14 protein-coding genes and 1 tRNA gene are annotated in these 22,325 nt (G+C 25.4%); 8 read left to right on the top strand and 7 right to left on the bottom strand.

The window, feature by feature from the left end; genetic code table 4:
* Window positions 1–11 precede the first annotated feature (11 nt).
* Window positions 12–1,280, bottom strand: a complete 1,269-nt coding sequence (locus tag N9R85_RS00950; RefSeq protein ID WP_262858208.1) for a hypothetical protein — start codon at window positions 1,278–1,280, stop codon at window positions 12–14.
* On the bottom strand, window positions 1,267–1,644 hold the full coding sequence (locus N9R85_RS00945) for an RNA-binding protein (protein WP_262858207.1): 378 nt from the start codon (window positions 1,642–1,644) through the stop codon (window positions 1,267–1,269). Before N9R85_RS00945 ends, N9R85_RS00950 begins: the two co-directional genes overlap by 14 nt.
* A gap of 160 nt (window positions 1,645–1,804) precedes the next feature.
* On the opposite strand from N9R85_RS00945, the gene N9R85_RS00940 reads away from it, so the two are divergent.
* The 7 genes from N9R85_RS00940 to N9R85_RS00910 all read left to right on the top strand — a co-directional run bounded on the left by N9R85_RS00940 (window position 1,805) and on the right by N9R85_RS00910 (window position 15,961).
* Window positions 1,805–7,201: a PDxFFG protein gene (locus N9R85_RS00940; protein WP_262858206.1), complete on the top strand. Its 5,397-nt coding sequence runs from the start codon at window positions 1,805–1,807 to the stop codon at window positions 7,199–7,201.
* A gap of 18 nt (window positions 7,202–7,219) precedes the next feature.
* Window positions 7,220–10,264 carry an ABC transporter substrate-binding protein gene (locus tag N9R85_RS00935; RefSeq protein ID WP_262858205.1) on the top strand — a complete coding sequence of 1,015 codons (3,045 nt, stop codon included), beginning with the start codon at window positions 7,220–7,222 and terminating at the stop codon, window positions 10,262–10,264.
* Window positions 10,264–11,322 carry an ABC transporter permease gene (locus N9R85_RS00930; RefSeq protein WP_262858204.1) on the top strand — a complete coding sequence of 353 codons (1,059 nt, stop codon included), beginning with the start codon at window positions 10,264–10,266 and terminating at the stop codon, window positions 11,320–11,322. The genes N9R85_RS00935 and N9R85_RS00930 overlap by 1 nt, the downstream gene beginning before the upstream one ends.
* 2 nt (window positions 11,323–11,324) lie before the next feature.
* Window positions 11,325–12,356, top strand: a complete 1,032-nt coding sequence (locus tag N9R85_RS00925; RefSeq protein ID WP_262858203.1) for an ABC transporter permease — start codon at window positions 11,325–11,327, stop codon at window positions 12,354–12,356.
* Between the two features lie 6 nt (window positions 12,357–12,362).
* Window positions 12,363–13,748 carry an ABC transporter ATP-binding protein gene (locus tag N9R85_RS00920; protein WP_262858202.1) on the top strand — a complete coding sequence of 462 codons (1,386 nt, stop codon included), beginning with the start codon at window positions 12,363–12,365 and terminating at the stop codon, window positions 13,746–13,748.
* An 83-nt stretch (window positions 13,749–13,831) separates the two neighbouring features.
* Window positions 13,832–15,064: an ABC transporter ATP-binding protein gene (locus N9R85_RS00915; protein ID WP_396888736.1), complete on the top strand. Its 1,233-nt coding sequence runs from the start codon at window positions 13,832–13,834 to the stop codon at window positions 15,062–15,064.
* A 144-nt stretch (window positions 15,065–15,208) separates the two neighbouring features.
* Window positions 15,209–15,961 carry a hypothetical protein gene (locus tag N9R85_RS00910; RefSeq protein WP_262858200.1) on the top strand — a complete coding sequence of 251 codons (753 nt, stop codon included), beginning with the start codon at window positions 15,209–15,211 and terminating at the stop codon, window positions 15,959–15,961.
* Between the two features lie 42 nt (window positions 15,962–16,003).
* On the opposite strand, the gene N9R85_RS00905 is transcribed toward N9R85_RS00910, so the two are convergent.
* The 5 genes from N9R85_RS00905 to N9R85_RS00885 form a co-directional block, all read right to left on the bottom strand.
* Window positions 16,004–17,269, bottom strand: a complete 1,266-nt coding sequence (locus N9R85_RS00905; RefSeq protein ID WP_262858199.1) for a hypothetical protein — start codon at window positions 17,267–17,269, stop codon at window positions 16,004–16,006.
* Between the two features lie 276 nt (window positions 17,270–17,545).
* On the bottom strand, window positions 17,546–18,517 hold the full coding sequence (locus tag N9R85_RS00900; protein WP_262858198.1) for a DHH family phosphoesterase: 972 nt from the start codon (window positions 18,515–18,517) through the stop codon (window positions 17,546–17,548).
* Window positions 18,517–19,482 (bottom strand): DHH family phosphoesterase, encoded by a 966-nt coding sequence (locus N9R85_RS00895; protein ID WP_262858197.1) that lies wholly within the window; start codon window positions 19,480–19,482, stop codon window positions 18,517–18,519. Before N9R85_RS00895 ends, N9R85_RS00900 begins: the two co-directional genes overlap by 1 nt.
* Before the next feature lie 8 nt (window positions 19,483–19,490).
* Complete coding sequence (locus N9R85_RS00890; protein ID WP_262858196.1) at window positions 19,491–20,630, bottom strand: hypothetical protein; 1,140 nt, start codon at window positions 20,628–20,630, stop codon at window positions 19,491–19,493.
* Window positions 20,631–20,743: 113 nt separating this feature from the next.
* A tRNA-Leu gene (locus N9R85_RS00885) sits at window positions 20,744–20,828 on the bottom strand.
* Between the two features lie 438 nt (window positions 20,829–21,266).
* Between N9R85_RS00885 and N9R85_RS00880 the strand changes: the two genes are divergently transcribed.
* Window positions 21,267–22,166 carry a GIY-YIG nuclease family protein gene (locus tag N9R85_RS00880; RefSeq protein WP_262858195.1) on the top strand — a complete coding sequence of 300 codons (900 nt, stop codon included), beginning with the start codon at window positions 21,267–21,269 and terminating at the stop codon, window positions 22,164–22,166.
* The last annotated feature ends 159 nt before the right edge of the window (window positions 22,167–22,325 follow it).

Here is a 22,325-nt window from a genome sequence, read left to right as displayed (position 1 = left end):
AGGCTTTTTTGTTAAAAAGGATTCATATTATTTAGTACACAATAAAATATTTTACTTCAATAAAGCAAGGAAATCAATTCTCCCAAACTTTCTTCGTCGTTTTTTTCGATTTCAACACATAAAGAAGTTACATCATCATTAAAAGAAGTTAAATAATTATCAAAAGACTTATAACTAATTTCATTAAATTGTTGCATAGTTAAATTACTAAAATTTGTTAACAAATCATTATAATCTGCGTTAGAAGATAATTGGAAATCAAAATATTTTTGTTTGATTTTAAAATATACTACTAATTTATTAATGTTATTCGAAAGGATAGATTGTCCTAAAACAGAAATATCTCCAGGAAATTCGGCATAGTCATTAAACGTATTTCTATTTAATGTTTTTTGATTAAAATTATTAGCAAATAAATTCATTAAATTTGTTAGAAAATCATCATATGCAATAAATAAATTTAAACTACTTTTTTTAATTTCCATTTTTTGTTCTTGTTCACTAAATTTATTTAAATATAGAGCTAATTTTAGCGAATTATTGAAATATAGATTATTAGTCAAAATATATTTAGAAGCATTCTTATACCCATTAATTAATTTGGTTATATTCACACCTTGTGTTGCTAAAACAATTAAGCAAATTTCAGTTAATATATTATAAGTTTTATTAATTTGTTCAGATACAATAAAAATATTTTGATTTGGGATATTAAAATTATCAATATATTTTAATCAAGTGCTTTTACCAACAAAATAAATTAATTTTTTTATTAAAAAACTACTAGCTTGACGGCTAAATTTATCCAATAAATAATTAGAATAAAATAAATTATCATTATCATTTTTTGAATTGAAACCATCCAAAAACATTATCGCAAGATTATTACCCTTTGAAAAATTAAAGTAATAATTAACTTTTTCTTTAAAAACATCTTTAGAATCTGAACTATTTAAAAATAATAATTTTACTTTTTTGTCTATATTATAGTCATATAAACCAAAAATATAATTTAAAATACTTTTTAATGCTAATTCAGTATTTTTACTCGACCAAACAATAAGATACTCAACATTATTAGAATAAATCAAATTACAATATTCAATAATTTTATCAATTCCATTAATAGAATAATTTATAGCAATATCATCAAATTCTAAATTTTCTGATCCTTTAAAATTTAAAGATTTAATTTGGTTTAACAAATCACGATAATCTTCGTTTTCAATTTTGTTATTATTAATTAAACTATTATTTGCTATTATTTTAATTTTTGACATTTTCAATACCGTTTTTTATATTTTTATCTACTGTTTTTTTAGAAATATTAGCTAATGTAAAAGATAATAAATTTTTAAATCCACCAGGAGTTTCTTTTAATTTATAAATAGTACGATTATTTAATTCGTTTGTGTGATTTCTCTTAAAACTTCCTTTTCCTTCATTTTTTTCACTGTTAAATGACAAAACGACAAAATTAATTAAATCATTTTGCCTTAAAATATTGTTAATATTTCTATTAAAATCTGTAATTTCGTTTTTAAAAATAACAAATTTTTCTAATTCTTTTGTTTGAATTATTACATAATCATTGAATACTTTTTGAACTTTTCCAATCTTTATTTTTGGGTACTTATTTTCCATATTTTAAATTATAAACTTTTTACAAAAATACCTATTATAATATGCTTATTTTTTTATAATTTATACATTAAATGATATAATAAAAAACATATTAAATTGTTCACTAATATTGCATTTATGCAATAAAAAAATAAAAAATATCAATCTCAAAGAGGTGAAAATGAAGAAAAGAAAACTAAATTTAAAATCTAAAATATTATTATCATTCGGAATAATTGCAGTAGGTTCAGCAATTAGTATTGGATCAATGTTTGCATACGCTAATAATTCTGATGAAGTAAATGGTTCATATTCATATATAAGTTCAAAAGAATTAAAAAATGACTATTCAGCTATTTATGATGAAAATAAAAATTTGAAGCCTGAAATTGTAATTTTAGACCCGCTAAAGAAAAATGTAGTGGCTAAAACAAACGAAAATCAAACTTTATTTTGATTTGAAAATGAAGCTAACAAAAAATATAATTTTGACAACTTTTATAATGAATATTTTGAAAAATATAAAGAGTCATTTATATTAGAAGTTAAATATGGATCATTTAGTTTTTATGATGAGTATGTGTTAGCCGTAAAACCGCAAAAATTTGTTGAATTTACAAAATGATTTATTAATAATGTTTCATGAGGACCGGACTTACTCACACTTGAAAGTTTTAGAATAGTTCCTGGGGTAGAAGAAAACGGAAACGCTATAACTTTAGGTTCCCACTCAACCATACATAAAGAAGTGAGTGAAATAAAATTCTTCCCAGATGCATTCTTTGGTTCTATGCCTATATATTCAATTAAATCCGGTCCGGGTAACGCATCAGACTCTTTAACATACTCATTGTTTAGGGATTTAGCAACCAAACAAAATGTTGATGAATATTTAAAATCAATCCCAGAAGCTTCAGCGATTAAAAATTCAAAATTACAAAATGGGAATGATACATTTTTATCATTAATAGGACCAAAAAGATTAATAGGTAAAAGATTTTTAGTTTATAAACCTGAAAATGTAGACTCAAATAATTCAAGCAAATTTGTTGTTTTACCATACGAATACACTGAAGAAAAATTTAACAAAAATTTCAATTCTAACTCATTTGATACTGAATTACATTTTAGCGATTTTAAAGAAGCTACAATAGAACAAATTATCACTTCGAAAGATAGAAACCAAAATAATAAATCCTTCTTAAACGTTACTTTTAATTTTGGTGATAGCAAAGAAACAATCAATTTAAGTGAAGATATGAATAATAAAAATTTTGAAGTGACATACCAAACATTTGAAAACATTATTTCAAGTTCATTAATTCACTTTTTAGATTTTTATGATGTTAAAATGTATGAAAATAAAAAAATTATCAAATTTATTGATTCACAAAAAAATATTTACTTTTTCTCTTCAAAAATTGAAGCATATAATAAATTAAAGGAATTTAAAGATTTAAATAATGTTAAAGAAGAAGATAAAAATTCTTTAAAAGAATTTAACGTCAATAAAATTGATGTTAAGGATGGAAACATAACTTTTTCATTAAACGATTCTGACAATAACATTGAAGAAATAACATTTAGTTCGAAATCAATAAGTGATGAATTTCTTCAAAAATTAAACGAGCAATACAAAAATAAAAATATAGACAAAACAAATTATCAAAAATTAAAAAATAATTACTTTAAATTAAAAAATGAATTTAATAACTTGAAATCTGCACTTAAATATGGTGGAGCAGTTACACCTAGAGCTCTAACAGCAGGCCCAGAAGATGTCTCATTATTAGACGAAAACGGTAAACCTATAGGTGGTTTAGAAAGTAGAAGATACCAAGTATATAATGATGTATATTCTAGTTTAATTGATAAAGTTGTTGAAAAATATCCTCAATTATTAAAAACACAAAATGGTCCACATATAGTTAAAAAACTAAATGATAAAGGATATTATGAATACCAATTAGAAGACGGTGAATATCAAGGTTTTTCAGAAAGCGACAGAATTGGTATACCACTTATTTTAGGAGCATCATTTGACGATTTTAAAGGTATTTCAACTGACTTTTTAAAATATGTCGCAACTCACGAGTATGGACATCATTTTACTTTGGACCAATCTCAAGCATTAAATGAAAAAGGTAATGCGGTTATTGTTGGTGGTTTATCAACTAGAGGTGGTTTAAATGAGTCATCATACTACTCAATAGAAGCTTTAAAAAATTATCTTTATGCCAGAACTCATTTAGACGTTTCAAGAGTAAATGCACTTGGCACAAACACCGAAAAAGGAGCTTTCTTTAAATTTATTTTCGGAACAAAACAAGAAGACGGTACATATAAATACGGAGAAAAAGAAACAGAAAACCAAATATGAGGAAATAAAAATAATGGTGAAGACATATATAAAACTCTAGAGAACCCTGAAAGAAGATTTTTACAAGATTTTGAAGGATTACAAAACGCTTCAAAAATAAGAAAAAATGATCTAGGTGATTTATTTATAGCTAATTCTTTCGACGAAAATTCTGGTACATTAAATCCGTATATCATCGGAAAAGCAAAAGCTTTCAAAAATAAAAATGATCAAAAACCAAACAATTCTTATGAAGAAATTAGTGTTTTAAAAATAGTAAAAGATTTAAAAGATGGATTAGGTAATAATTACTTTGATTTTATGACAATCAATAATGATGATTCGATAAACTTAAGAATAGTTGAATTATCTCAAAAAGACAATCAAATAATTGCAACAAAAATAAATTTATTTAACGAAGATGGTACCCCTTTAATAAATGTTAAATTAAATGAACCTTTAGATCAAGAAAGCATTAAATTTATTAACGAAAAAACTAGAATTATCCAAAGAAGCATATTAAGTTCCGTTATTTCCAATTACAGCGAAACTGGTTGAAATAACGAAGAAACATTTTTAGGTGGAGAAATTAAATCTTATTTTAAAACACTATTTGGTTATAAAGAAGAAAATGGTTTATATAACTCAATTAAATATAGAAATAACTTAATAGAAATAAATCCACAAACTAATGGATATAGACCAGATTTAGGAAGAAAATCTTTCGAATATACTTCAATAAATGAAGGTCAAAACAACGCAAATACTTTAATTCAATACATTATAACTTCAAATAATTTAAGTAACGCCAGAGTCTCACAAGGACTAGTAGGAAATATTTTAGCGTATGTTAAAGATAATAAAATTACTAAATCATATTCATTCCCTTATGTTAACGATTCGAATTTCTTATCTAGCCAATTTGGATATATAAATGCGCTAAATACTTACAAAGATCAATTTGGTATATCACAAATATCAGGTTTTATTCAAACAAATCCTATTTTTACACTTTTAAGAAGCGGAACAAGACTTTTAACAACAAGAAATAACCAAACAAATCCAGTTATACTTTTTGCTAACTCACAAAATTCAGTATCAACTAGCCAAGAAATATTAAACGCATTAACAACTCAAAATAATGAAAAATTAAATGAATTAACTAATAAAATTATTTTTAACACACAACAAAATGACTCTACACAATTGTTATATAATTCATTCTCAACTAATCAAAACAAAGTTACAATCAATAATGTAGAAACAATTTCATTTGATACCTTTGAAAAACTATGAGAATTTACTTCTATTGATTATTCAAAAGCACAATTAGAAAGTGTAACAGTAAATAATGAAGGTATCGAAGAAAGTAATTTTAATTGAGATATTGATTATGTTAAAACTAAGTTTGATCTAGATACATTAAAAAATAAAATTTCTAGTTCTCAAAACGATCCTTTAAAAAATAGTATTTCAACATATAGCGAACAACAACTTGCTAATATGGCAATGTTTAGGTTTAGACATTCAAATTATTTTATGGCTGTTAAAGATTTTAATCCAATTAATAATTTAATTCAAAATCAAGCTATTTTCTCAAAAGAATATGGAATTGTAATTTCAAACAATAAATTTAGAGAGGGTATAACATTCAATAAGCAAGATCTTCATTTTGTTAATAATGAATCTAAATTTAGCATTCAAGATATTCAAAACGCTCTAAAAAAATATGTTAAAAAAATTCTTAACACAAACGAAGATGATCAAAATGTATATAGTTCTATAAATTCTCAAGACTTATATAAATTTATGGGTAATTTAATTATTTGAGAAGGGAATGGATCATATCAAAGTTACACACTTAATCAAGTTCTTTTTGTTAATTTCTTAAACGGAGAACCAACTAGCGATGTTATAAATTATAATCTTTCAAGAGTTGAGGCTTTATTGAGTGATAAATTTACCGACTATGTTTATAATTTAGCAGAAACACTAACTAGAGATTATGTTCAAACTACATATGTACCAAACTATAACGATTTTGAAAATCTGCCTAAATATCTTAAAGGTTTAAACGAAGCTACTTCAGGACTAGATTATATTGTAGACTCGACAGAATTATCTGTTTGAAATGATAACAAAAATAATCAACAAAACATAAATAACGGTGTATTAGAAGCGGTAAAAGCACTTAAATATAGAGAAATTAATAAGAAAACTTTTGAAATAAATTCTAAATATCAAGAAGATTTAAACCAAAAACATTTAAACATATTAAAAATACAAAATGAAATTAAGAAAGTTCAAAATGAAATCCAACAAATTAAACAAAATGATAATTTAACAGATGAACAAGTACAAAAAATAAAAGAATTAAGCGAACAAAACGATTCAAATGAAACAAAATTAAGCATTCTTAGAAAAGAATTTTCAGATATTTCAAATCAACTTAAAGATGAGATATCAAATATTAAAAAAATAGCACTAGGCGACTTCTCAAATGATAATATCATTTCAAGTAACGAACAAAGAACTTCTTCATATTTTGGTCAATTTTCAGTTAAAAGTAACGGTTTCTTTAAGGATAGATGACAAAAAACAAAAATTGGTATGGAATTATACGACGATAATGGTGAAGAAATTATCGATAATACAATAAGATTAAAAGATTTTAAAGATCAAAAAATTAATTCAAGGCCAAGAGCATTCTTCATATCTCAACTATTAAATTATGGTATAGGAAAAAGAAATGTATCTGGTATTTTTAGAAATAAAAGAAAAGACGCTTTAGCCTTATATGGATATTTAGATAACAAAACTGCTTCAAAAGTAGATAGAATACAATTCATAGACAAAGAAACAGGTGAAGCTAGAACTTTAAAAGTTAACATAAAAGATACAAATAATATTTTTTATCTAACAAAACAAGGTGACCCAAATTCAAAACACACTTTAAATGACGAAGGATATTCAACTTGAATATCAGATTATGCTCTTATGGGTAAATATCGTGATACTTTACTAAAACCAAAACATCAATATTATGCTTACTTTATAGATTCCGAAGGTAAAAAAATTTCAAACATAAGCCTAGGTGATCTTGAATATATAGCAGAAAATGGTAAAACATTTGATCAAGCATCAATCAAGTTAATTAAAGAAGAAAACACAAACGAAACATTAATTTCTGTAGATTATCAATTTAATATCACAGGATAATAAATAAGAAAGGAAAAAATGAAAAATAAAAAAATTCAAAAATCAATTTTTTATTTAGGAAGCATAATTTCTTTTGGTTCAATAACCGCTATCGTATCTTGCTCCACACAAAACAACGATAGCCAACAAATAAATCAAAGTAATTCAATAAATTATGATTTTGGGCTTACAGCAGAACCAATTAACAATTTAAATTACATTAAATATAAATCAATTGATAAAATACTTCCTTCATTAGTTGATTCTTATTTAAAAACAGGTCCTAACACAACCTTAAAAAGTGTTATTACTACAAATAAATTTAATTTCGTTATGGTCGACTCTTCTAACACAATTGACACAGACGGAAATGTATCTTCTAAATACTCAGATTTTATCAAAAACAATAAAAACTCCTTAGAAGAAGAAGGTGGTTTTGGTAGAGTCCAAGGTACTTGGTATAGTATTGATGAATTTCAAATAGTCGGAGGTCTAGGTTCTGCTACCGTAGGTGATCCTCGTACAAATGCAACTTTATATGGTTTTAGAAACCCTAAAAACTCTAATAATTTTATGGCAGTTACAGGAAAAGTAAATGCAAAAAGAAATCGTTGAAGTAATAATGATTTTGTTACAGCAAATGACATTAGAGATTATTTAGAATACATTTTAGACTTAAATACAGGTTCCCAAAAACTTGATGAAATAAAAAAATACGGAATCAGGGGAACAGATAGATTTATCGAAGCTCAAAAAAACTATATTCAAAAATTTAATAAATCATATTCAAATCCATGAGGTAGAAGAAATTATATTTTAGACAAATCTTCAAATACATACATCCAAGATCCAAACCAAAATATATGGCAGCCTCAAATTTTTAATGATAAAAACGAACCTTTAGATTCAAAAGAAGTAGAAGAAATTAAAAACGCAGCATTAGATTTTGGGTTTTATACAGGGCAATTATTTTTAGATTATACAAATGAAGAAATTTCGGAAAATTTAAGATATAACATCCAACAAGAAAATCAAGAAAATAATTTTGATTTAAATAAAGAAATTCAAGATTTTAAATTTATGGACAAAAACACAAATACTTTAATAACAAAGAAAATTATTAAAAATCCATTTGTTAATCCTGACCAAATTTTTAACCTTGAAGGTCAATCAATTTTAGCAAAAATAAAAAGTATTAGTTCAGATGAAAACTCCTTTTCAATGATATTCGACGAGAATAAAACTCCTAGTCTAAACTTTTTATTATCAAACATTTTAAACGGATTATTCCCGGTTAATAGAAAATATATCGAAACAATTGCGGGCGGTATTGATAAGTATGGTTCTGATACAAATAATTTTCTAACTTCAGGTCCATTTTTAATGGATAGAAATAACATTCTACTTGGACCACAAGGATATATTAATTTAGTTAAAAATAATGATTATTTTGATGCTGACAATACAATCTCAAATAAAATTAAAATTTATTTATCAACTGATAAAAATACTAATTCAACATTATTTGAAGATGGTTTTGTCTCACAAACATACATACCAGCCAATAAAATTAACCAATATTGAACAAATCCTGAATATAAGGATTATTTAAACAAAAATCAAGGTTATGGAACTATTGGTTTTGGTTTTAATTTAGATAGCGAAACTAACGGTGAAAGTTATTTAAATGATCAAGATTTGAGAAATGCAATTTATTATGCAATTGATAGAGAAAAAATATTGAAAATGGTTGGCTGAGATTTTTCTTTCCCTGTAAGTACTTGAACTGCTTATGGTCAATATAAAACTTTTGACGGTAAAAATATCGAAAACTATTTTAGCGACTTAAGCATGAATACTAAACCGGACGCTAAAGGGGAAGGTTCTAAGGAAATATTATTACAAAACTATGATTTTGTTGTCCATCTTGCAAAAGGTTTTACATTTGAAAAAACAAGAAGAAATGATATTGCTCACAATGAAGAAGTTGCAAAAATTTATTTAGAAAGATTCAAGAAGAAACACCCTAATCTAAATGATGTAACATTAAGATTTTTAAATAACTCAACTGATGAACAAAAAAAGGCCGGTACTTTTTTATCAACAGAACTAAATAGAGTTTTTAATAATTTCATCAAAATAGAAAATAAAAGTTTACCAGAAAACGCATTTGCTTCTTGAATTGAAGAAGGTAAATATGACATAATTTATCAAAATTACGATAAATTAGGCGGAAATGGTGCACAAGACTACGTATCAGTTTTCTTTAAACCAGACGAAATAGATTCTTCAATACAAAAAAGAATAGCTTTCAAAGATAATCCTGTTGGTTCATTCACTTACTCAACATATATTAGCCAATTAGTTTTAGATAAACTCAACATTAGTAAAGAAGAATTGTTGAACAACTTGCTAAATGATCTTAACACTTTTGCAACAGAAGAATCTCAATTTAAAAATGAATTTAATAAAGTTAAAAAAGAACAAAAGTTTGTAGATATATCATCTTTAGCAACAAAATTAAGTAATGATTTCAACAATCCATCTTTTAGTAAACAATTACTAAAATATGCTTTTGAATTTTTATTAATAAACAATCAAAAAATCAAAAAGAATAGATTAAACCATCTTGTAGAATTATTTATTTTCGAAAAATACGGGATAGATGGTATTAAAAAATTAACATTAGATACTAAGGAAAGATTAAATATACAACAATCAATAAAAGATAAATCTGATACATCATTAATTGATTTTTGATCTAAATTTATTGAATTATCATTCCTTAAAAAAGATGAAACATTTGCTGAATATACAGATCGTTTAAACGCATTCTTTTCAGCAAATTTCACAAACGAAGAAATACAACAAAAATGAACTCAAGAATATGTATATGTTTTTATCGGAGAGCTTGAAAAAATAGTTAGAGATTCTGCACCTGTTATACCTCTTATGGAAGTTGATACCAATTGAGAAATAACAAGAATTGGTGGAGTTGATTCGCTTTTTAGATTTAGTTTACAATACGCTTATGATTTTACAAGACCACCTAGACCAGGATTACCGAGAAAGAGGGGACAATAATGAAATTTAAAAAAGAAATAAGAGATAAAAAAACTTATTTTGTTGATTCAAATAAAATATTTTTTACCAATAAAAGAGTCAATGACTCGACTTTGAAAGAAAAAATATTCACTATAAATTCACCATTTTTAAATTCAATCATTAGGTTTATTAAAATAATGTTAGAATTCTTCGTAATAGGATTGATAGTTATAACAATTACATTTTTCTTAATAAACCTTGTTCCTGGTTCAAATTCAATTACTAGCGGCCTAAGTGACGAAGCTGCCAGAAAAGTTAAAGAAGCTCAATATGGACTAAATTTACCACTTATACAAAGATACGGATTATACTTAAAAGGGTTATTTAGAGGTGAATTCGGAATTTCACTCTCTCTTTTTCCGGAAAGAGAAATTAATAGTTTTATATGAGAGCGTTTTTATAAATCATTTTTAGTTGGAATTTTTTCAGTATTACTAACTGTAGTTATCGGAATTAGTTTAGGTATTTGAGTAGGTAAAAATCCGGGCGGATTGGTTGATAATATTTCGACAATTTTAGTAAGTATTTTTTCATCAGTTCCATCTATTATTTTTGCCTTAATATTAGTGTTTTTAGGAAGGTTAATGAACATTCCTTATATATTTGATGTAGATAATTTTGCAAGTTATATATTACCTGGTTTAGCACTATCATTAGGAAGTATTATTGTATATATTAAATATATTAGAACAGAATTGAATCGTGAACTTAATTCTGTTCATGCTAAATTTGCATATTTAAAAGGGTTAAGTAAAACAAAATTCGTTTGAAAACATGCTCTTAAGCCTTCATTATTCCCGATAGCAACATTCTTTCCAGCGGTTATTTTTGGTAGTTTTATTGGTTCTATATTCATTGAACAAATATTCTTTATACCGGGTTCTGGAGCAACTTTATTACAAGCTATTCAAACAAAAGATTATAACGTTATATTATTTTTAATAGTTATGTTTACACTTCTAACGATTTTATCATACGCAACAAGGGATATGCTATACGAAGTAATTGATCCACGTGTAAGAAGAAAGGGGGTATAAAAATGGCAAATAAATTTAATTCATTTATTAAAAAATACGCTGACAAAATTCGTTCGAGAAGCGATGTTGGCGAATCTAATAATTTAGAAGGCAATATTGCTCCTAATCCATTTTTGCAACCTTTTCAATATCAAGCATGAAAAATAGTTGGTAAAACATTTGATTATCATGCAGATAAAGATCTTAAAGAAGAAACAAAAATATTTAAAGAATTTGTTTTTAGGTATTCTAAAAACTTTGCAGGTGTATTCGGATTTATTTTATTAATTACAATAATACTTTTGGCGTTAATTATGCCTTTTACAACATTTGATCCCAATTTAACAGATGTTAATAATCGAAATTTAACTTTTGATCAATATGACTCAAACAATGTATATCACTTTTTTGGTACTGATGATATTGGACGTGATTATTGAGCAAGGTTATGACACGGATTAAGATACTCTCTTTCACTTGCATTAGTTGTTACTTTGATTGAAGTAGTAATTGGTTTAGCAATAGGTATTATGATGGGACAATTTGAAAAATTTGATAAAGTAATGACTTTTATAATTAAAATTTTATCTGTTGTTCCAACGATAATAATTTTAATATTAATGACAATTGTTATTAGACCAAGTTTTTGAGTTATTGTATTTTCACTTTCTTTCACTTCTTGAACTGGAATGGCAAATCAAATTAGAGCTCAAGTAAAAAGAGCTAAACATTTTGAATGAGTTTCAGCGTCAAAAGTTTTAGGGACTCCTATTTGAAAAATATTGAAAAACTATATACCTGTTATTTTGCCGATTTTAATTACACAACTAGTATTCACAATACCGGGAGTTATATTATCAGAAACATCATTAGCATTTATTGGTTTAGCAATTGATGATGTTCCTACATTAGGTAATTTAATTTCTGAAGGTCAAAAAGTCTTCCCAACATATTTAAGATATGTATTTGTTCCTTCTTCAATTTTAATTTTATTAACAACAAGTGTTCAATTGATAGGCGCAAGTGTTCAAGATGCCCTAAGAAGACAAAGATAGGAAAATATGAAAATAAAATCAAAAAGATATAAAAAACCAAAATTTAAATCAAAAAAAGTTAAAAAAGAAATTGAATACATTTATATTAGAGAATATGAAGAAATCGAAGAATTAATAACCGAAACACATGAACACATATCTCAAAAACCAGTTGAAGAAATTAAATATATCAAACAAAAAAGTGAGAACAAAAATAAACTCGAAAAAGAAATAAAAAATAAAGAAAAAAGAAATAAACAAAAAATAAATTTTTGTAATTGATTTAAAAATAAATTACTAAGAAAAAAAGATTTTGATTGGGAAACATTCTATAAAAATGTTGAATACCAAGAATTTAGTGATGGCACCAAACTAAAAATTGCTGCAGAAATTAAGAATATTAATTTATCATTTACAAATCCGGCACGCCCAGGAGAAAAAAATAAAGTTTTAAGAAACCCTTCATTAAAAATATACGAAGGTAAAGTGCATGCAATTATTGGAGAATCGGGTTCAGGTAAATCTGTTATAACATCTCTTTTATATGGATTAACCGGCGATAATGCTGTAATTGATTCAGGAGAAGTAAAACTTTACAACAATAATGTAGAAAAATTTTCTTTTAAAGATTGAGAAAAATCACATTATCGTGGCAGGGTTGTATCAGCCGTTTTCCAAAATCCTATGTCAACATTAAATCCAACCATGAAAGTTGGAGAACAAATAATTGAAGGTATGCTTGAAAACAGAGTTGTACCAAATCGTAAAGAAGCATATAAAAGAGCAGTAGAATTTTTAAAATTAACAAAAATTAATGATCCGGAAGCAGTTATGAAATTATATCCACACGAAATGTCAGGTGGTATGATTCAACGTGTTGTTATCGCCGCAATAGTTGCACTTGAACCAAAAATATTAGTTATGGATGAACCTACAACTGCACTTGATCCTACAGTTCAAGCACTCGTTTTGGATATAATTAAAGAGTTACAAGAAAAACTTAAATTATCAATTGTATTCATAACTCACGATTTAGGAGTAGTAGCTTCAATTGCTGATTATATTTCAATTATGTACGCAGGACAAATCATTGAAGAAGGTACATCGAATGAAATTTTACATAATCCGCAACACCCTTATACATGAGGTTTAATTTTAAGTATGCCGGATCTAAATAAAGGCAAAAGACTTTCTACAATTCCAGGAAGCGTTCCTTCAAGTTTAAACAATATTGTTGGTGATGCTTTTGCAGTTAGAAATTCATATGCTCTTGGTAGAGATTTCAGTATTGAACCGGATTTTTATCAAATAAGTGAAACTCATAGAGTAAAATCTGCATTACAAGATCCGCAAGCACCAAAATATCAACCACCTGAATTAATCCGAAAACTATGAGAGGAATATAAAAAATAATGACTGAAAAAATTTATAAAACTAAAAAATTCCTTTTTGGTGAAAAAAGATTTATTAGAAAACAAACAAAAGGTGTTGAACAAATGCTAAAACCTAATGAAAATCAAGAAATTTTAGCATCACTTAGAAACGTTGATATAAATTATGGAACTGGAATAAAAGAATTTAGAGCAGTAGCGGACTTAAACTTAAATATATATAAAGGTGAAGTTTTAGGATTAGTAGGTGAATCAGGTTCAGGTAAAAGTACAATTGGTAAAGCACTTGTTGGTTTAGTGCCTTATAAATTTGGAGAAATAAAACTATTAAACAAAATACTGCCCAAAAAAATGGGCAGAGGATTTAAATTTGGTAAATCTCTAAAAGAATATAAAGAAATCGAAAATTTCTTAGTTAATAAAGTTCAAATGATTTTTCAAGATCCTGCAAACTCATTGAATCCTCATGCAAATGTTGAAACAATAGTTTCGGAAGGATTAACTAACACAAAAAACGCTAAAGAAATATATTTATATAATATTGATCAAGAAAATAAAAAAGAATTTTATTCTGAGTTATGTAACATTCACCATAAAGAATTTTTTGGTGAATATGAAACTTGATTAGATGAACAAATTTCTAAAAATAATGAAATTGCATATCAAGCATTTTATGTAGAAACTAATGAGAAAGTTCGAAAAATTAAAAATGAATATTTAAATAAATTTATGGATAAATATCTTGAACAAAGAAATAAACTAAACAAACTTAGCGAAAACGATTGCAAAAGATTATTAGTTCGTGATATTTTAAATTCTGTAGGATTAGACGATTCAGTTTTAAGAAGATATCCACTTGAATTTTCCGGTGGTCAACAACAAAGAATTGGTATATCAAGAGCGGTAGTTTTACGGCCTCAACTTTTAGTTGCTGACGAACCTATCTCAGCACTAGACGTTTCCATCCAAGCACAAGTTGTTAATATTTTTAATGAACTTAAAGAAAAGTATAACTTAACAATTTTATTTATTGCACACGATTTACGTATGGTCGAATACATATCTGATCGTATTGCCGTAATGAACAAAGGTAGATTATTAGAAATCGGAACAACTGATGAAATAATGAATAACTCTTTACATCCGTATACAAAGAGTTTATTAGACGCAGTCCCATCAATTAATAGCAAAAAAGGTAGTTTGATTGGTTATAAATACGACATTAATATGCACAAATATACCGATGATAATCAGCCTCAATGACTTAAAGTTAACGATAATCATTTCATTTTAGCAACAGAAGAAGAGTTAGATTCTTGAAAAAATAATAATTATTAAGCAAAAGAACACGTTTTATTTAAATGTGTTCTTTTTTTAAGATCTTTAATTTTAACAACCAAGTGAATTTATAGGTTTTTAAAAATAATTTTGCATATATAATATATTAGAAAACTATAAACTAAAGAAAAGAGAAAGTAAAATATGAAAAAGATTTTTTTAAAAAAATATTATCCAATATTAACAACTAGTATAATCCCTATTTTTATTGCATCAATTTCTTGTTCAAACAACAATTATGAAAAAAATAAAATAGATAACAAATCTGAAGATGTTAATACTAATAATAAAAAAAATACATCTAACCACAAAATAGAAAAATGTTTATTAGATAAAGGAACTAATAATGAAACCCAAATAGAACAAAAACAAAACAAAAGAATTAGCGCCTTTAAAAAATATTTAAATTTAAACAATGAACAAAGAAAAGTATATGATGATTTTTTCTTTGGTATGTTCACATTACCGTGAGAAACTATTGAAAAAATAGATAATAAAATACTTGATATAGAAAATAATAACAAAAAACAAAGCGAAGAAGTGACAAAAGAACAAATCGATACAGAACCACTAAAATATGGAATAATTACACTTTTAAAAACTAATTCAAGCGTAATCTTAAATATAAGATTAGATGAAGATTCTACAAAATATGATTTTTGAACATTCCCTACAAAAGAAGGTCTTTCGCATAAAATACAAAAAAGTAGCAAAAAAAGTAGCAAAACTCCAAACAACACAATATGAGTAACATTTGATTTAAATGATTATTTAAATAGAAATGATTCTGAAAATTTAACATTCATTTTTTATTATAATATCAATAATGGCGAATATAAAAAATTAGAACTTGACAAAAAAATTATGATAAAGAATAAAAAAATTGTAATAGAATAAAAAACGCATAATAATCTAAAAAAGATTAAATGCGTTTTTTTATTAAGGTTCAGGGTAGTAAGCGTTTAAACTATAATCTTCTAAAAAATCATTTAAAGAAGAATAAATATTTATAATATTTTTTATTTTGGAGAATAATTCGTTTTTGTTGTTTGAATCTAACATTAAAGAATCTAAATTACATTCTTTTATTTTTTCAGCATTTTCAATAATTTGTTTTCCGCGAGCTTTTAATGGATGATAAATATTATGAGTTTCAGAATGCATTTTAGCATGTTTTGCTCGTTCAATAAGTGATTGTAATGTGGTTAAATTAATATTTCTAATGCTATCAATTAATTTTATTAATTCGTTAATTTGATTAATATTTTGCTTAACTTTTATGATATTGCTTAAAATATCATAATTTTGATTGTTTAATTCTCTTAAATTTGATAACTCGTTTTTGAATTCATCGTTTAATTTTATTTTATTATCATTTTGGTTTGTTGCCGTATTTAGTTTATCTTTTAAAGTGTTATATTTTAAAAATAACTCTTTTTGTACATCGAGTAAATTAGATCTATATTCAGACCTTAATTCTTCTTTATGTGTAATTAGTTTTTCTTTTATTTGTTTTAATTCTTCAAAAGTATTTTTAAAACTTTTGTCTTTTACTTTCATTTTATTAATAAGCTCTTTTAATTTAAATAAAGTCGCTTTAGCGTACCCAGATCTTTCGACTTCATTTTTTAAATCTTCAATATCCCTAATACTTTTATTTATAAAGTCAATTTCCTTTCTTTTATCAAGACCTTCTAGTATTGATTGTTTAATATTATTAATCGACTTATCTAGTTTATTTTTATTATTTTCTAAAAGTTGCACGTTTCTAGTTTTATCTGCGATACTTTTTTTATGTTTTTGAATAATTATATATAGATCATTTATATCTATTTGAAATGTTTTAATTTTGACTTGGTTTAAATTTAAAAATTTTTCAACTTCTTTAATGTGTTGCTCATATGGTTGATAATTTATATTTTTATTTAATTTATTTTTTGGAGTTATATTACTATCGGATTCCTGAACCTTTTTGCTTTCCTTAGTTTTATCTTCGCTTCCTAAAATATCTCTCTCTTTATTTAAGGTAACATTTGTATTAATATTATTTTCCTTTCTCTGGTTATCTCCTTTCTGTTGGTTATTTGTAATAATATTTTTCTTTATTTCTTTTTTATCAATAGAACACGAAATAGTTGAAATAGATATTAGAATTCCGGTATTAATTGATAAAAATGATTTTAGTTTATTTTTCAGTTTTTCCATAGTGCATAAAAGTATAACACAAAAATATTTTTTAAATAATTTTTTCAAAAATAGAAAAAATATTTTTTCTTACAAATATCACTACTATTTTACTTTTTTAAAAAACATTACTAATAAAACCTATCTCTTTTTTTACTCCGAAAAGTTAAAAAATGCACATAAAAAAGTTGTATTTTTTAACTTTTCGAAACAAAATTTAAATATTAAAATAAATCAAAAATATTTTTAAAAAAATAAAAAAATCGCAAAAAAATGCGATTTAAATGTGAAATAAAATTATTTTTCCGATAAATATCTAGCAACTTCAGCAGCACAATCATCAATAACTGCTTCAACTTGGTCAAATGAATTTATGATGCAACCTGAGGCACGTTCATGACCTCCACCACCTCATTTAACTGCTACATTTCTAACAATTGGACCATTTGAACGTAATTCAACTCTAATTCTTTTATCTTCTTCTTCGGTAAATTGTACTCATATCGGGAAACCTTTAATATTAGCAATTGCATTTACTTTAACTGATGATTGAGGGTTTTTACCTAATTTAAGAGTATCTTCAAGAGAATTTTGAATATAAGCAACACCATCTCTAGTTTTTAAAGTTGATAATAATCATGAATTATATTTTAAATCTTCTAAACTAGTTGCAGCCAAACTTTTATGTATATAATCAGCATCCAAACCTGCTTCATATAATTTTGAAGCTAAATATAAAGTTCTTGCCTTTACTGTACTGAATAAAAATCTACCTGAATCTGTGTTAATTCCTAAATAAAGATAATTAGCTGCTTTGGGTGTAATTTTTCAACCATTAACTACAGCAATTTCAGTAACCATTTCGTCAGCTGCGGAATATGAGCTATCAACTCATCTAATTGTGTTGTCACCTAAATCATCACCGTTAGGGTGGTGATCAATTCTAATAATTGTAGGGAATAAATTTTTATCTAAAACTTCTCTAGATTCGATTCTTTCTTTACCATTTGCATCCACTACTACACCTAGTGATTTTGATAAAATTTCATCACTCGGAACTTGATCCATTGTAAAATCAAGAAAATCATAAGTATTTTTACTATCTCCTATGGCATAAACTTTTTTATCAGGAAAATTTGTTTGAATTAATTCTTTTAAACCGAATTGTGAACCTAAACAATCACCATCCGGTCTAATATGATGAAATATAACTATTGAATCATATTTATAAATTTCTTTAGTTACTAATTCTAAATTACCAACTTTCATTATTTTGCCTCTCATTCAACTATTAAATCATTAAGTTTAGAAATAACTTCAGGAATTTGTTCGAAATTATCTAAAGTTAATCCTGCGGCATTATCATGACCACCACCATTATATTGTTTTGCAATTTTATTTACGAGTGGTCCGTTAGATCTAAGCCTTCCTCTAACTTTACCATCTTCTAATTGAACAAATAATGCTCAACAAGAATTATTATCAATGTTAGCTAAGTCGTTTACATATTGTGCGGCTTTAAACGAATCAATGTTAAACTCCTTTAAAAAGTCTTCTTTTATAACATAATATAAAACACGTCCTTCTTGTTTAAATTCTGATAAGATACGACCTGAAATTTTAATGTCTAAAAGACTTCTTTTTGAAAGTTCTCTTAAAATTTCTTTTGGATGGAATCCGTTTTTCATTAAAAACGAAACTAATTCGTAAGTTCTTTGTGATGTATCTGGATATAAAAATCTACCTGAATCAGTGTTGATCCCTAAATAAATATGTGCAGAAGCCTTTTGGGTAACTTCTCAATTTCCATCGTAGGCAATTTTTGCTATCATTTCAGCAGCAGCGACATAATGCTCATCTATTCATTGATACTCATATTCAATATCGGCGTCATTTGGATGATGATCAATTCTAAGTCTAGCTGTTGTTTTTTTCTCGTAAAGCAACTCAGAACATTCAATTCTATCACCGCTAGAAGCGTCTACAACAATTGATAAAGAATCATCAAAATCAATTTGATCAATTGGTGTAAATTTATAATCCATAAATTCAAAAATACCATAATTATTACCAATTGTATAAACATTTTTATCCGGGAAGTTTGTCTTAATTAACTCGGCAAGTCCGTGTTGTGAACCTAAACAATCACCATCTGGTCTAATATGGTGAAAAATCACTATATTTTTATATTTTTTTATTGCATCAATTGCAACTTGGGAATTTCCTATTTTCATTATTTCTCCTAAATATTTTTATTAATTTTATCTAAATATTTATCTATTAATTCTAAATCAAAAATATTATCTAAATATGAAATTAGATAACCTCTAAAATCATCTAATTTTTCACTTGATTTATCATTTTTTAGAACATTAAACTTTTCTTCTATTTCTTTTATTTTATCATTTTTAATCACATCATAGCTTATGATTTTTTTATAAATCATTTCTAATGCATCAAATTTATTGTCCGAAAAATCAAAAGCATATAAATTTGTAAAATAATCATCAACAATTTGGCTCATATAATTCCAGTTATTTCTTAGTTTCTGGTAATCTTCAGAAGGAATAATTAATTTAAACTCTAAAGCATTATAATAATTATTTAAGACTTTAACAAAAATACTTTCAGATCTTTTGTAGTATAAATCAAATAATTTATCAAATTGTTCTATAAAATCGAATGATAAAGAAAATTTTGAATCATTATAGTATAAATTTTTAAAATCATTCTGAATTTTGTCAATTTGTTCCAAATCTTCAAACTCAAATCTTTTATTAGCGTTTCTTTTATCGACTAAAGTTTTTATAGATGAAGATAAATTTTTAATTTTACCTTCTTTACTAACTATTGAATAAGTCATTTTTTCAAGAAAGTACAATTTTTGCTCATAATAATCTAATTTTAATTGATATAATTGTCTATTTGATTCTTCAAAATAATAAGAATCTATACCTCCGAAACCATCTATTAAAGCATAAAGTAAAGTCATTTTTTCAGATCTTATTTCAGATTCAATACTCTCGCTCGGTATTTTATCGACTTCTAAAATAACATCTTCAATTAACTTGATTTTAGCTTCCTGATTTGGTATATAATGATTTCAACCGTTTGTATTAATATCATAACCTTTTATATCTTCATTAACCGTTTTTTTCATTAAATCGATATTTTTTTTGATTACAGGCAATAAAAAACGATATCTTGGATCATTTTTAGATTGAATATTTGTATAAATTTTTTCTAAATAATTTATATTGCTTGTAAATTTTGCCTCACTCGGAACCGAACAAGAAACAACCACAATCGGAAACGAAATAATTAAGGAAGAAAAGCTAATTTTAATTAACATTTTTTTTAATTTATTTTTAATAAATAACATATTTATATTTTACTATAATTGTTATTAAATTCACTTAATTATAAAGAAAATAAAACAATTATATTTACTATTTATCACATTTAATAAATAAAAAATATAATTGTTTTATCGTTTGGTGCCCAAGACAGGATTTGAACCTGCACGGATTGCTCCACTAGATCCTTAGTCTAGCGTGTCTGCCAATTTCACCACTCGGGCTTAATATTATTTTACATTATTTCATAAAAATTGGAAATATTATCTTATAAAAATAAGAATTTCAAGAATTAATAATCTATCAAAAATTAAAATTTATTAAAAACATAACTCCTTTTTTATTTTAGATCGAGTTAGGAGCTATACAAATAAAATTATTAGGTGATTAGTGTTTTCACTAATTTAGAAAATAACAAAATCATTTTAAATCTTAATGAACTATTTCGAAAGCATTTAAGACGAATGTTTTAATTTATTTTTCTTTTTTAGGTCAATTAATTTAATCGACCTAAAAAATATTATAATCTTTTTAGAAAATAAATTTAAAAAATATAGATTATAACTTTATTTTTTCTTATTACATATTTTATATAATAAAAATTATGTCTATAATTTACTAGTAAATATAAATATTAGAAATAGAATTTTAGGGACGCAAAAATGAATAATAGTAAAAATTTTAATCTATATTTGATGGATGGTGATGTCACAGGAAGAATAAAATGTACATTAGCAAATTGAACTGGTCTTGTCTATAAAGTTCCAAGATCACATATTGATAAATGCAGGGATAGACAAGACTTAAAGCAAAGTGGTGTCTATTTTCTATTCGATAAAAACGACAATGGTGAAGATGAAGTTTATATAGGACAAGCAGGAATTCGTAAAAATGGTGAAGGTATACTTTTTAGAGTAATGGAACACTTAAGAGATAATACATACTTTGGTGACGCAGTAATGCTCACTACCCAAAATAACTCGTTCGGACCAACTGAAATAAGTTATCTAGAAAATAGATTTACTAACATGGCTGTTTCTACAGATAGATTTAAAGTGAGAAATGAAAACGATCCAAATCCTGGAAACGTTACCGAAGAAAAAGAATCAGAACTAGAAGATTTTATTGAATATTCAAAAATGGCACTTGGTGTTTTAGGATATAAAATATTTGTTCCGTTGGTTAATTACACAAACGAAAATACTTCTAAAGAAACAAAAGAATTAATACTATATCTTTCTCGTAAAAATAAAAAATCTAACAAAATAATTGAAGCAAAATGTATGAGATCTAATGAAGGTTTTGTAGTGTTAAAAGATAGTATTATCGAATTAGAGGATTCTAATTCTATACCTAAAACAATAAAAGAAATTAGAAAAAAATGTAAAAGCAATAACGAAATAGTAAATGGAAGACTTACAAAAAACTATCTTTTCAATAGTCCATCATACGCCGCATCGTTTGTGTTAGGAATGAACACAAATGGTAGAACCGATTGAAAAAATGAAAACGGAGTAACTTTAAAAGATATAGAAGAGAATAGCGGTAATAATATAATATAAAGAAATGAAATTAAGTTTTAATCCTTAATTTCATGCTAAATTGTAATTTCAAGTGCAACACAATTTATATAAAATATAATTGTGGAGCACTTGAAATTTTTTAATAAAAAAATGGCCCCACATGAACCGAGGAACCATATGAATTATACAACAAAAAAT

The organism is Mycoplasma sp. CSL7503-lung, assembly GCF_025515455.1.
GTDB lineage: Bacteria > Bacillota_I > Bacilli_A > Mycoplasmatales > Metamycoplasmataceae > Mycoplasmopsis.
The sequence above is the reverse complement of the archived record's forward strand: the minus strand, read 5'-3'. Positions and strand labels throughout refer to the sequence as shown.